Annotated in this window: 13 protein-coding genes; 5 read left to right on the forward strand and 8 right to left on the reverse strand. The window is 70.3% G+C overall.

All coding sequences use genetic code 11. The features are described 5' to 3' along the window. Positions 1-95: 95 nt before the first annotated feature. From AB0C19_RS05605 to AB0C19_RS05625, 5 genes are all read right to left on the reverse strand, one after another. Complete coding sequence (locus AB0C19_RS05605) at positions 96-326, reverse strand: DUF4926 domain-containing protein (protein WP_357179892.1); 231 nt, start codon at positions 324-326, stop codon at positions 96-98. Next, positions 280-618, reverse strand: coding sequence for a hypothetical protein (locus AB0C19_RS05610; protein ID WP_357179895.1), 339 nt, complete (start codon positions 616-618; stop codon positions 280-282). The genes AB0C19_RS05605 and AB0C19_RS05610 overlap by 47 nt, the downstream gene beginning before the upstream one ends. Next, positions 618-1673 (reverse strand): WXG100 family type VII secretion target, encoded by a 1056-nt coding sequence (locus AB0C19_RS05615; RefSeq protein ID WP_357179898.1) that lies wholly within the window; start codon positions 1671-1673, stop codon positions 618-620. The genes AB0C19_RS05610 and AB0C19_RS05615 overlap by 1 nt, the downstream gene beginning before the upstream one ends. A 134-nt stretch (positions 1674-1807) precedes the next feature. Next, a complete protein-coding gene (locus tag AB0C19_RS05620; protein WP_357179901.1) occupies positions 1808-2152 on the reverse strand; it encodes a type VII secretion target in 345 nt (114 codons plus the stop codon). Beyond that, positions 2139-2579 carry a YbaB/EbfC family DNA-binding protein gene (locus AB0C19_RS05625; RefSeq protein ID WP_357179905.1) on the reverse strand — a complete coding sequence of 147 codons (441 nt, stop codon included), beginning with the start codon at positions 2577-2579 and terminating at the stop codon, positions 2139-2141. Before AB0C19_RS05625 ends, AB0C19_RS05620 begins: the two co-directional genes overlap by 14 nt. 295 nt (positions 2580-2874) lie before the next feature. Here AB0C19_RS05625 and AB0C19_RS05630 point away from each other — a divergent pair, with 295 nt between their 5' ends. Beyond that, the gene (locus tag AB0C19_RS05630; protein WP_357179908.1) at positions 2875-3819 is read left to right on the forward strand and encodes a TAXI family TRAP transporter solute-binding subunit; all 945 of its coding nucleotides are present in this window, start codon (positions 2875-2877) and stop codon (positions 3817-3819) included. A 145-nt stretch (positions 3820-3964) separates the two neighbouring features. On the opposite strand, the gene AB0C19_RS05635 is transcribed toward AB0C19_RS05630, so the two are convergent. Together AB0C19_RS05635 and AB0C19_RS05640 are read right to left on the reverse strand one after the other, a co-directional pair. Next, positions 3965-5386 (reverse strand): HAMP domain-containing sensor histidine kinase, encoded by a 1422-nt coding sequence (locus AB0C19_RS05635; protein WP_357179911.1) that lies wholly within the window; start codon positions 5384-5386, stop codon positions 3965-3967. Positions 5387-5390: 4 nt separating this feature from the next. Then, positions 5391-6074 (reverse strand): response regulator transcription factor, encoded by a 684-nt coding sequence (locus AB0C19_RS05640; protein WP_357179914.1) that lies wholly within the window; start codon positions 6072-6074, stop codon positions 5391-5393. A gap of 144 nt (positions 6075-6218) precedes the next feature. Here AB0C19_RS05640 and AB0C19_RS05645 point away from each other — a divergent pair, with 144 nt between their 5' ends. From AB0C19_RS05645 to AB0C19_RS05660, 4 genes are read left to right on the forward strand one after another with little or no spacing between them, the layout of a single operon-like run. Beyond that, positions 6219-7241 carry a tripartite tricarboxylate transporter substrate-binding protein gene (locus tag AB0C19_RS05645; protein WP_357179917.1) on the forward strand — a complete coding sequence of 341 codons (1023 nt, stop codon included), beginning with the start codon at positions 6219-6221 and terminating at the stop codon, positions 7239-7241. A 1-nt stretch (position 7242) separates the two neighbouring features. Next, positions 7243-7704 (forward strand): tripartite tricarboxylate transporter TctB family protein, encoded by a 462-nt coding sequence (locus AB0C19_RS05650; protein ID WP_357179920.1) that lies wholly within the window; start codon positions 7243-7245, stop codon positions 7702-7704. Positions 7705-7724: 20 nt separating this feature from the next. Next, complete coding sequence (locus tag AB0C19_RS05655; RefSeq protein WP_238686983.1) at positions 7725-9230, forward strand: tripartite tricarboxylate transporter permease; 1506 nt, start codon at positions 7725-7727, stop codon at positions 9228-9230. 43 nt (positions 9231-9273) lie between these two features. Next, the gene (locus AB0C19_RS05660; protein WP_357179923.1) at positions 9274-11208 is read left to right on the forward strand and encodes a Na+/H+ antiporter NhaA; all 1935 of its coding nucleotides are present in this window, start codon (positions 9274-9276) and stop codon (positions 11206-11208) included. Positions 11209-11567: 359 nt separating this feature from the next. On the opposite strand, the gene AB0C19_RS05665 is transcribed toward AB0C19_RS05660, so the two are convergent. Continuing rightward, a complete protein-coding gene (locus tag AB0C19_RS05665; protein WP_357179926.1) occupies positions 11568-12968 on the reverse strand; it encodes an MFS transporter in 1401 nt (466 codons plus the stop codon). Between the last annotated feature and the right edge of the window lie 26 nt (positions 12969-12994).

Raw genomic sequence — 12994 nt, forward strand, 5'->3', positions numbered from 1 at the left:
CGATCCGTAGGGTCCGCTGCCGGCAGTTCGGGCAGGCGAGATCTGACGCCGCCGGCAGCGCACAGTAGACGACGTCGTACGCCGTCTGCCACTCGTCAAAGGTGGCCATCGCGCTGCACTACCTGGTCGGCCCGGAGCGTGACCATGGCGACGGTGCGGCCATCGGTGTCGGCAAACTCGACGTCGTACATGGGCGGGGCGCCGCCGAAGACGTGAACGACCGTTCCTACCGCACCCGCAGACAGTTGTCCACTTGGCCGGGCCGCATGGTCTCGTTGGCTACTCAGAGTCTTGCCCCTCTGGAAACCCTGCGGAATAGGTCGCATCTACCAGCTCCTGGAGATGGCGAATGACGTCGACCTTGTGTTCGGTCTCCGGCAGCTGTCGCTCGCCAGCCGTCACCAGCCCGTTGCGCCAGTGGCTGACGATCTCCTGCTGTGCTGCGGCGGGGAGGTCGTCGATCCACAACGACCCAAGGTTGTTGTCGACGATCTCCTGCAGGTGGTTGGCAGTCTGCCCGTCCGAGAGGCGGGAGATCAAGAACTCCAGCGTCCAGTCGAAGAGCCCTCCGGTTGCGGTCCAGTCGACGCCGGGTTTCAGCACGATGAGGCTAGCCATTATTTCCCCACGATGAATACTCGCGGACCGAGGCCCCGGTCCGTTATGAACTGCTCGATTCGTGCCACCTGTTGCGGGGTGAACTTCGTGACGTCCACCGGCACCAGGTCTGCCTTGTCTAAGTGTCGCTCAATCTGATACTGCAGTTGAGGCCACTGCCGGTCAAAGAACTGGGCCGGAAAGTTGCCAACCGCATCGTAGGTCCGTCCGGCCTCGTCGACCCAGTCGGCAGAGGAGTCTGCCTGTGCGCGCTGCAGCCTCACGCCCAATTCTTGCTCCAAACGGACCGCCGTCTCCGCCTCGCCCGGACGAAACCCTCCGGTGGCTGGATCCATGCCGAGATCGTGGACTCGTTGCTGCTCCGTCACCGCATGGCCGGGGGTTTCGCGAGGCGGCTCAGGCTCTGGTGTGTTCCGGCTCGGTGGCGACTCACCTTTCAGGAGTCGGCTGAGGGCTTGCTTGAGCTTCTCGATCAGGTCAGCGAGCCGGCGCATCTCCGGAATCAGCCGTCGCAGGCTGGCCAGCAACCCCCGCAGCAGTCGCGCGATCCGCGCCCCCCACGACGCCACCAAGGTCGTCACCTGCTCCACGACCAGCGGCGCGGCCAGCCCACCGGTGATGAGGAGTTCGCCCGCGTACACGATGATGCGGGACACGCAGGTGGCGATGGCGTCGCGGACCAGGAGTCGGACGGCGGCCACCAGGCCGGCGGCGCCTTCGGTGATCGCGGCCATGGTGTCGGCGCCCTGGGCGAGGCCGGTGATGGCCTGTTGCTGTTCGGCGGTCCAGGCCCGGTAGGCAGGGCCGGCGCTGCCGCCCCAACCGGCGACGTCGGTGCGCACCGCGCGAGCCAGTTCGGCGGCGTCGTCGCGGAGCGACCCGGCGACGTTGCGCCAGGTCTGGGCGTGTGCGGTGATCTGCGCCGGGTCGCCAGCGAGCCAGTCCAACGCCTCGCTGAGCGGCTTGACGTGTTCGATGAGCCAGGCGATCCCGTACTGGAGCAGGGCGCCGACCGGGTCGGAGACGAAGGCGAGAGCGTCCAGGCCGGCGCTCACGACGCCGAGGCTGCCGTCGATCCAACTGCCGTTGCGGACGCCCTGCGCGATGAGTTCGATGTCCTCGCAGATCCACACGCCCGCCCAGGCGCTGGGCGGGGTGCCCGGAGCGGCGGCGACGAGCGGGTTCGACGTCACCAGCGCTGCCGCGCCTCACCGAGCTGGTGCCGCCGCACCCCGTCGAGTAGCTGTTTGGCGTGGGCGTCGGAGCTTCGGTAGCGGTCCGCTCCGACCCGCAGCTTGCCGGCCGTGTCCCGTACCGATGCGGCGGCGGCGCCGATGCTGTCGACCAGGGTGCGCTGGAGGCCGTCGAGCAGCACCGGCATCATCGCGCAGAGCTGCCCGTAGGCGTCGGCGCCCAACCGGACGTGCTGCCCTGCCTGCTGGGCGGTGTCGAGGCTGCTGGCACAGCGATCGAGGCGTGCGGCGTGGGCGGTCAGGTCGTCCGGGTCGACCTGGATGCCGTCACCGGGGGACATCGTTTGAATCCGGGTCGGGGAGAAGCCGGCTGCGGTACGAGTCGATGATGGCCTGGGCGCTCGCGTCGTCGCCCATCGACTCCGTGGCTGCGTCGCTCACCTTTCGAAGCAGGTCGGCGCGCGCGGCAGTGGTGGTCTCCAGGATCTGCCGAGCGGTGTGCGCGGCGGGTTGTTGCCGAATGCGCTCGTCGAGCCGCAGGTCGATCAGCAGGCCGGCCGAGTCGACTGTGACGTCGACAGTTCGGTCGGCGTTGTGGGCGGTGCCGGTCAGTTCCCGCATCGTCGCCGACAGAGTCTTCGCTCGTGCCGCCCGCTCGGCGAGCGACGTCTCCCACTCGTCGAGCCGGCGCTCCGCCGCGTCGAGCGCAGCGTCGTCCGCCCACACGTCGACCCTCCCCAGGGGACTGCCGGCGGCAACCGGCGACATCACCGGCACGCTATCAACCGGTGGCGCTGCGTGCATGCCCCAGTGTGAATGCCAAGAGCGTTGCGCTAGGCAGAGCGGGCCTTTCGTCAACCCGCGCCACCTCGCCGATCATGGAGTTGTGGTGGGCAACAAAGCCCCCATCATCACGCCAAAGCGGGCACCACAACTCCATGATCAACCGGGTCACGCCGCGATCTTGCACTTTCTGTCGCGACTAATGACGCAGAGCCCCGCAAATCGACGACCGAAACTGCAAGATCGGCGCAGTGGGGCGGGGCGTCCGTATCATCTCGGCATGGTGCGGTTCAGTCGGCGGGCGGTGTTGCTGGCTGGCAGTGGGCTGCTTGTCGGTTGTTCACCGCAGCCTGCGGCGGATGAGGTCCACCTGCGACTGGCTACCGGGCCGGCGGGGGCGGTCTACCGGCGGATCGGTGGGGCGCTGGCCGAGCACATCTCCGAGCAGGTGCCGGGTGTCACTGTGACCACAGTGCCGAGCGGGGCGTCCACCGACAACATCCGGATGCTGCGGGCCGGGGAGGTGCACCTGGGGCTGACCAGCCTGGACGCGCTGATCACCAGCGACGGCAGCGCGCCCGGAGGGCTGTCGGCGATCTGCCGGCTCTACGACAGCCATCTGCATCTCGTGGTCATGGCCGGTTCGGCGATCGGCGAGTTCCGGGACCTTGAGGGCAAGCGGGTGTCCCTCGGTGCGCACGATTCGGGCACCGAGTTCACGTCGCGGCGGGTCCTGGAGCTTGGCCCGCTCAAAGCCGACCGCTGGAACCTCAGCCAGGCCGGGTCGGCGGGGGCGCTGCGCGACGGCACTATCGACGCGATGTTCTCGCTGACCGGCGTCCCGACGCCCGCCATCACCGAGTTGGCGCAGCGGCACCCGATCCGGCTGATTCCGTTGGACGCGCAGGCGGACGGGCTGTTCACGGCATACCCGGGTCCGTACGCCCCGGCCATGATCCACGCGGCCGCCTATGCCGGAGTTCCGGCGACCCGCACCGTCGCCGTGCCGAACGTGCTGCTAGCGCGCGACGACCTGCCTGATGACCTGGTCTACTCCATCACCGACACGGTCTTCCGGCACACCGGGGCGATCACCTCCGCTGGTCGGGACGGCGCCGAGGCCCTTCCGGAGGCGTGGCAGATCAACGTGCGTACCGGAATCTCCACCGCGTCGGTCCCACTGCATCCGGGCGCGGCGGCCTGGTTCCGCGACCGCAAACGCTGAGGCCACGACCGCAACGCTGACCCCGCGACCGCAACGCTGACCCCGCGACCGCAACGCTGACCCCGCGACCGCAACGCTGACCCCGCGACCGCAACGCTGACCCCGCGACCGCAAACGCTGACCCGGTCACCGGGAACGGGGGTTGTCAGGCCGGCGTCGACGCGGGTGCGACTGGCAACACCACCACCGCGGCCAGCCCGTGCCCGGACCCGTCCGGGCGCGGCAGGCCCTCCTCCAGCCGCAGCTCACCGCCGGCCGACCCGATGAGGTCGGCGCAGATCGCCAGGCCCAGGCCGGTCCCGGACACGTTCTGGTGCCGAGGGGAGCGCCAGAACCGTTGCAACGCCTGCGCCCGCTCGGACACGTCGATGCCCTGGCCGTCGTCGCTGACGGCGACCGTGACGGCGCCCGGGCCAGCGGAGACGACCTGCGCGGTCACCTCCACGGCCTGCGCGTCGGACAGCCGCAACGCGTTGCTGATCAGCTCGTCCAGGATGCTGCCCAGGCCGCCCGGTGGCTCCAGCAACCACAACCCCGGGGGTACGTCGACAGTCAGCGTCTGCCCGGCCGTGGCGGTCAGGGCCCGCCACCGGTCCACCCGGGTCGCCAGCACCTCGTCGAGGTCCACCGGTGACGCCGTCCGGAGGCTCTCCATCCGCGCGCTGGCCTGCAGCGAGTTCAGCATCCGCTGCATCGCCTTGAGTTCGTCGACGGCGACGTCGTACACCTGCTGTCCGTCGCCGTCGGACCGCAGGTGTGGCGCGAGGCTCTCCACGGCGAGCCGGAGGCTGGTCAACGGGTTGCGTAACTGGTGTGACGCGTCGGAGACGAAGGCGCGCTGTCGCTGGGCGGCGTTCTCGACGGCGTCCATCATGGTGTTGAACGACCGCGCCAGCCGCCGCAGCTCGATGGGGCCGGCCTCGGCGTCGGCGCGGATGGTCAGGTCGCCCTCGGAGATCCGTGAGGTCGCCGCGTCGAGTTTGCGCACCGGCCGCAGCACCCACGCCGACACCGGCCACGCGACGGCCGTCAACGCGAGCAACGGCAGCAGCCCGAGCCCGGCCAGCCGGGCCCAGCGTACGAGGATGAGCTCGCGCGTCCGGGACAGGTCGGAGATCGTCACGACGGCGCCGACGACCTCACTGTCCCGGCCGACCGGCTCCGCCACGACGAGTGCGGAGTCGTCCCACGGCGCCCACTCCCAGGACGGTTCGGAGCGCGCGCCGGCAAGCGCTGCGGTCACAATCCGGGGCAAGCCCGCCTCGGCGCGCGCCGCCTTCTGGTACGCGTCGGTCGGTCCGAGCAGCACCGCGCCCGACGTGTCGATCAGCGCGACCGGGATGCCGTAGAGCTCGTGGTACCGCGTCAGCTCCTGCTGTAACGCCTCGGTGCGGCCTGTCGACAGCGCGGTCTCGGCCAGCGAGGCGAACCGGCCGACGTCGTTGAGACGGTTGACGTACGTCTCCTGCATCTCGCGTTCGGCCACTGTGATGCTGAGCGGCACCCCGAGCGCCGCGACGAGCAGCACCGCGAGGGGAACCAGGACGACGAGCAGCCGGCGGTGCACGCGGTCAGCCGATCAGCTCCGGCTGGTCGGCCAGCAGCCGATAGCCGACGCCGTGGACGGTCCGGATGACCACGCCCGGCCCGAGCTTGTGTCGCAGCGCCGCGATGTGGGTGTCCAGGGTGCGGCTCGACGACTCCCAGGACGCGCCCCAGATCTGGTCGAGGATGACGTCGCGGCTGACCACGTTGGGCGCCCGCCGGGCCAGGAGCAGGAGCAGTTCGAACTCCTTGCGGGTCAATGGCACGAGTGCGCCGTCGACGGTGACCTCGCGGGTACCGACGCCGATCCGCATCGGGCCGAGGACGAGTGGCTCGTCGGTCTGGCCGGTGGCGCGAGCGGCCCGGGTTCGCCGCAGGACGGCGTCGATCCGGGCGAGCAACTCGGGGACGCCGAACGGTTTGACGATGTAGTCGTCGGCGCCGGCGCGCAGGCCACGAACCCGCTCGTGCTCCTCGGATCGCGCGGTCACCGCGATCACTGCGGTCTGCGGGTGGTCGCGCAACTTGCGGATCACGTCGAGCCCGTCGCCGTCGGGCAGACCCAGGTCGACGAGGACCACGTCGGACGGCGCGGCGCGCTCGGCTTCCGCGGCGGTGGCGACGCGGTGAACCTCGAAGCCCGCCTGGGTCAGGACGGTCACCAGACCCCGCGCCACGCGGTCGTCATCCTCGATGACGGTTATCCGCATACCGGCGAAGTGTACGGCCGGATCGGTACTCGTGTCGGCCCGGGTTCTTGGGATTTTTCTGACACCATCCGGGCCTCGACCAGCCGAGACTAGGGGCCACTGACGCGCCGAGGGATGTCCATGCGTTGATGGGGAGGTCGCCGTATGCGAACGACCAGCAGGTACCGGGCCACCGCGCGGGTGATCGCCGCGATCAGTGTCGTCTCGCTCGCCGCCGCCTGTTCGGGTAACGGGGGTGCCGCCGGCGGAGGGGACGCCGCGAACTATCCGGACGAGAACATCACGATCGTCGTGCCGTTCAGCGCGGGTGGCCCGACCGACACCGTCACCCGGATGATCGCCGGGCCGATGGCCGCGAAGCTCGGCGGCAAGATCGTCGTCCAGAACGTCGAGGGTGCCGGCGGCACCGTCGGCGCCGGCGATGTCGCGCGGGCCAAGCCGGACGGCTACACGGTGCTCATGCACCACATCGGCATGTCGACGGCGCCCGCCCTCTACAAGAGCCTGGGCTACAAGCCCCTGGAGGACTTCGAGACGGTCGGGCTCGTCACCGAGGTGCCGATGACGATCGTCGCGCGTAAGGACTTCGCGCCCGCGACACTCCAGGACCTGGTGACCCACGTGAAGGCGAACGCCAACAAGGTCACGCTGGCCAACGCCGGCATCGGCGCCGCGTCGCACCTGTGCGGTCTGCTGTTCCAGAGCACCACCGGTGTGAAGCTCCAGGAGGTCCCGTACCAGGGCACCGGTCCCGCGCTGACCGACCTCGTCGGCGGCCAGGTCGACTTCATGTGCGACCAGACGACAAACACCAGCGGCCAGATCGCCGCGGGAAAGGTGAAGGCGTACGCGGTCACCACACCCGAGCGCGTGAAGAGCCTTCCCGACCTGCCGACCACCACCGAGGCCGGGCTGCCGCAGCTGACGGTCAGCGTGTGGCACGGTCTCTACGTTCCGGCCGACACGCCGCCGGAGATCGTGCAGAAGCTGTCCGAGGCGTTGAAGGTGGCACTGGCCGACCAGGGGGTCATCGACCAGATGGCCAAGCTGGGCACCGCGCCGGTCCCGGCACAGGACGCGACCCCGGACGCGCACCGGGCGAAGCTCGACGAGCAGCTCGGCACCTGGGCGAAGATCATTGCCGACTCCGGGGTGAAGGTCTCCTGAGGTGGAGCGCCGTCGGTCGTTCCCGGACGTCCTCGCCGGGGGGATCTTCGTCCTGATCGGTGGCGCATTCGTGGTGGGGGCGCTCGGCTACGAGCTGGGCACCCCCACACGGATGGGCCCGGGCGCCTTCCCGCTGCTGGTAGGCGCGGCAGTGGTCGCCCTGGGCCTGGCGATCGCCGGCAAGGGGCTCATCGCCGGTGAGGTGATCGCGTTCGGGCCGGTCCCGTGGCGGGCGGTCGCCGTCATCGTGCTCGCGGTCCTGTTCTTCGGGTTCACCATCCGGCGACTCGGGTTCGTACCGACGACGGCGGTGACCGCACTGCTCACCACCCTGGCCAGCGCACGCGTACGGCTGCTCACCGCGGTGGCCGTGGCCGCCGGGCTGACAGTGGCCAGCACGCTCATCTTCGTCGTCGGACTTCAGCTGCGGATCCCGCTGTGGGGCCCCTGGCTGGGCTTCTGACGCGACAACCGGATTGAGGCATGGAACTCCTCGACAACCTCGCGCTGGGCTTCTCGACGGCCCTGCTGGTCCAGAACGTCCTCTACTGTTTCGTGGGAGTGCTGCTCGGGACCGCAGTCGGCGTGCTGCCCGGCATCGGGCCCACTGCCACCGTGGCGATGCTGCTACCGATCACGTTCAGCTTCGAGCCGGTCACCGCGCTGATCATGCTGGCCGGCATCTACTACGGGGCACAGTACGGCGGCTCGACGACAGCCATTTTGATCAACCTGCCCGGTGAGTCGTCAGCGGCGGTCACCGCGCTGGACGGGCACGAGATGGCCCGCCAGGGCCGGGCCGGCCCCGCCCTGGCGGCCGCGGCGATCGGGTCCTTCGTCGCGGGTACTGTCGCCACCGTCGCGCTGGCCGCCGCGGCCCCGCCCCTGGCCAGTGTCGCGTTGAAGTTCGGCCCGGCCGACTACTTCTCACTCGTGCTGTTCGGCCTGATCGTGTCGATCGCGCTGGCGCGGGGCACCGCGCTCAAGGCGCTGGCGATGATCGCGCTCGGCGTGCTGCTCGGCACTGTCGGCCAGGACATCTACACCGGAACGCCCCGCTTCGTGTTCGAGCAGCGCGAGCTGTACGGCGGCATCGACTTCGTGTCGGTCGCCGTGGGCCTGTTCGGGGTGGCCGAGATCCTGCGCAACCTGGAGAACGAGCAGACCCGCACGGCGATCGTCAGCAAGGTGACCAACCTCTGGCCGACCCGCGAGGACCGGCGTCGGATCGTCGCCCCGATCCTGCGGGGCACCGGTCTCGGCGCCGCGCTCGGTGTCCTGCCCGGCGGCGGCCACGTGCTGGCCTCGTTCACCTCGTACGCGGTCGAGAAGCGCATCTCGAAGCGGCCGCAGGAGTTCGGGCGGGGCGCGATCGAGGGCGTCGCGGGCCCCGAGTCGGCGAACAACGCCGCCGCGCAGACGTCGTTCATTCCGCTGCTCACCCTGGGCCTGCCCGCCCACCCGGTGATGGCACTGATGATCGGCGCGTTCATCGTCCACGGCATCACCCCGGGCCCGAACGTCATCAACGACGAGCCGGCGCTGTTCTGGGGCCTGATCGCGTCGATGTGGATCGGCAACGTGCTCCTGCTGCTGCTGAACCTGCCGCTGATCGGCCTCTGGGTGCGCATGCTGCGCATCCCGTACCAGGTGCTCTTCCCGATGATCATCCTGTTCGCCGCGATCGGCACCTACTCACTGAACTCCAACGCGTACGACGTCTACGCGATCGCGTTCTTCGGGATCCTGGGCTATGTCCTGATCAAGTGCGGGTGCGAGCCGGCGCCTCTGCTGCTCGGCTTCGTCCTCGGCCCGCTGCTGGAGGAGAACCTGCGCCGCGCGCTGATCATCTCCCGTGGCGACCCGTCGGTCTTCGTGACCCGACCGATCTCCGCGGCGCTGCTGGCCCTGGCGCTCGTCGCGCTCGTCGTCGCCGTCCTGCCGACGATCCGACGGCGCCGCGCCGTCGTCTTCGCTGAGGAGGAGTAGCAATCCGGACCACGTGACGGTCAGGTCGACGAAGATTGTTCCCGTGACGAGCGACAACGCGCCCCGGGGCTGGACCAGCCGGACCGTCTGGGACAGGCGGTTCAACGCCCCGTTGCGCTCGTTCCTGCGGACCGAGACCGGCGGCGCGCGGGTGGTACTGATCGCCGCGGTGGCGGCTCTGGTCTGGGCGAACCTCAGCGCATCGTCGTACGAGTCGGTCTGGGAGACCTCCTTATCGGTCCGGCTCGGCGACTGGCAGGTCGCGCACGACGTGCGTACCTGGATCAACAGCGGCCTGATGACCTTCTTCTTCCTGGTCGCCGGGCTGGAGTTGCGCCGCGAGTTCGACATCGGCGAGTTGCGGGAGCGGCGTCGCCTGGCGTTGCCGATGCTGGCCGGGGTCGGCGGCATGCTCGTGCCGATCGCCATCTACCTCGCCATCAACGCCGGGCACACCACAGCGGCGGGCTGGGGCGCGGTGATGGCCACCGACACGGCGCTCGCGCTCGGCGCGCTGGCCGTCTTCGGGCCACGCTTCTCGGAACGGCTGAGGGGTTTCCTGTTGACCGTCTCCGTCGTCGACGATGTGGTGGCGATCGCGGTGCTGGCCATCGCGTACCCGCACCACCCCTCGCTGACGGCGCTGATCGTCGCGGCGGCGATCTTCGGCGTCGTGCTGCTCGTCCGGGGCTGCGGGGTGCGGTTCGGCCCGGTCTACGCGTTGCTCGGGGTGGCGGCCTGGCTCGCCGTCTCGATGTCCGGTGTCGACCCGGTCGCGGTGGGTCTGGTGATGGGGTTGCTGACCTACGCCTACGCACCCGGCCGAGGCGACCTGCAACGGGCCAGCGACCAGTTCCGCCTATTCCGGGAACAGCCCACCCCGCAACTGGCCCGGATGGCCCGGGCCGGGCTCACCTCGGCGCTGTCGCCGAACGAGCGGTTGCAGACGCTCTACCACCCGTTGGCGAGCTACGTGGTGGTGCCACTGTTCGCGCTGGCCAACGTCGGCATCGTGATCGACGGGGACCTGCTGGCCCGGGCCGTGACCTCTCCGGTCACGGTCGGCGTCGTGGTTGCGTACGTCGTCGGCAAGCCGGCCGGGATCGTGGCCACCGCGTGGTTGGTGACCCGGCTCAGCGGTAACCGGTTCCGGCCGCCCGTCGGGTGGGTCGCCGTCGCGGGGGTCGGCACGATCTCCGGCATCGGGTTCACAGTCGCGCTCCTGATCGCCACCCATGCCCTGGACGGCCCGGCCCTGGACGAGGCGAAGTTCGGCATCCTCGTGGCGACGCTCGGCGCGTCAATGGTCACCTGGCTGGTGTTCCGCTCCGTCGGACGGCTCTCGCCGGCGCGGCGGACCCGTGCGTTGCTGGGCGTCACCGAGGGGATAGTCGACCTGATGCTGCCTGTCGACGCGGATCGCGACCACGTGCGCGGGTCGCTCGATGCGCCGGTGACTGTGGTGGAGTACGGCGACTTCGAGTGCCCCTACTGCGGGCAGGCCGAGCCGGTGGTCCGGGAGCTGCTGGCGGACTTCGCCAACGTCCGGTACGTCTGGCGGCACCTGCCGCTCACCGACGTCCACCCGCGCGCCCAACTCGCGGCCGAGGCCGCCGAGGCGGCGGGGGAGCAGGGCGCGTTCTGGGAGATGCACGACCTGCTGCTCGCCCACCAGGACGCTCTCAACCCCGCTGACGTGCTGGGTTACGCCGAACAACTCGGCTTGGACCTGGACGGGTTCCGGGAGCACATGGTGAAGCGGATGGGCGTGGACCGGATCGCCGAGGATGTCGACTCCGCCGACCTCAGCGGTGTCACCGGCACCCCGACCTTCTTCATCAACGGCCGACGGCACCACGGCGCGTACGACATCGTCGCGCTCTCGGCGGCGGTGAAGGCGGCGTTCGCGAGCGCGAAGCTCCGCCCCGAGTACCACCCTCGGGACCCCGGCCGGCACGAGGCCGGTCCGGCGAGCTGACCGCGCGGCCGTCACCGGGCCAGGCGGTCGACGAGCGCAGCGGTCACCTCCCGCGCCCTCCGGCAGTGGCGGCGTCGCCGGATCAACGGGGTCCGCCGCCGTGACTTCCGATCCCGCCTCTGCGTTGCGGGGTGCGGAGGTGTTGGCCGGCTCCTTTGGAGCTGAATCGTTTGCGGCATCAGCTCCAAAGGCAGCACGCCAACCCATACAGCCCCGCAGCCCGCCGGCCCGCACAGCCCCTCGGGGCCCGCACGCTTAAGCCCTCCAGGCCTCAGCGCCGCCCGCCCCAGCGCCGCCCGCCCCAGCCCCGCCCGCCGGGGGCCCTGCAGCGCGCGCGGCCCCGGGCGCCCCCGGGGCGTTCAGGTGACCGGGAGGGCGGCCAGCCGGTTGGCGCGGCGGCCCGCGACGGCCACTACGACGGCCAGGGACAGGGCGATCAGGAAGAAGACGTCCGCGCCGGTGAAGGCCGCGTGGAAGCCTGCCGTCGGGTCGGTGGCGGAGCTGGCACGGGTGTACGCGATGGTGAGGATCGCGATGCCGAGTGAGCCGCCGAGTTGGTGGGCGACGTTGACGAGACCGGACGCGGCACCGGCGTCCTGCGGTTCGACTCCGGCGACGCCGCCCTGGGTCATCAGGATGATGGCGATGCCCTGGCCGATTCCGATCACCAGCAGGGGCAGCAGCACGTCCGGGAAGTAGCTGGAGCCGGTCGAGATGCGTGACAGCCACGCCATGCCGGCGAGCGCGAGCGCGAGGGCCGCCACCAGCAGGATGGGGCGGCCGAGCCGGTTCTGCAGGGGCCGGATGGCGTACACCATGGCGAAGAACATGCCGGTGATGGGCACGTACGCGAAGCCGGTCTGCAGGGCGCTGAGGTGCAGCACCTCCTGGAGGTACTGGCTGAGGAAGTAGAAGGTGGAGAAGGTCGCGCCGACGATGAGGATCCGCCCGGCGTACGCCCCGGAGCGCTCCAGGCTGCGGAAGAGTCGCAGTGGGGTGATGGGCTGTGGTGCTCGGTGTTCGATCAGCACGAAGGCGGTCAGCAGGACGGCGCCGAGACCCAATGAGACAACGGTGCCCGGTGCGCTCCAGCCGGCTGCTGCGGCCTGGATGAAGCCGTACACCAGGGCGGTCATGCCACCGGTGGAGGTCAACGCCCCGCCAATGTCGAACGCACCGGCGCGGCGTTCGGTCTCGACCAGGAACCGTGGTGCGAGCAACGCGATGGCGATGCCGATCGGGACGTTGACGAGCATTCCCCAGCGCCAGGAGAGCAGGTCGGTGAAGACGCCGCCGACGACGATGCCAACGCTGCCGCCGGCGCCGATGACCGCGCTGTAGAGGGCGATCACCCTGGCTCGGGCCCCCGGTTGGGGGTGGTCGGCGACCAGCAGCGCGAGCGTGGAGGGCACCGCGAGCGCGGCGGCGAGACCCTGCACGACGCGGGCGGTGATCAGCCAGCTGCCGCTCGGGGCGAGGCCGGCGGCGAGGGACGCTGCGGTGAACAGGGCGATCCCGGCGAGGAAGACGCGGCGGCGGCCGAGCAGGTCACCGGCTCGGGCGCCGAGCAGGAGCAGTCCGCCGAACGCCAGGACGTAGGCGTTCTGCACCCAGGAGAGCCCGGACTGGGAGAAGCCGAACTGCCGCTGCACGTGCGGCAACGCGGTCGTGATGATCGAGGTGTCCAGCGTCATCATCAGCTGTGAGCCGAGGATGAGCGCCAGGGCGGTCCCGCGACGGGTAGCGGGAGTCGGGGACATGGTCCGCCTTCTTTCGGGCTAGACTG

The organism is Micromonospora sp. NPDC048842 (genome assembly GCF_040649935.1).
Lineage (GTDB): Bacteria > Actinomycetota > Actinomycetes > Mycobacteriales > Micromonosporaceae > Micromonospora > Micromonospora hortensis.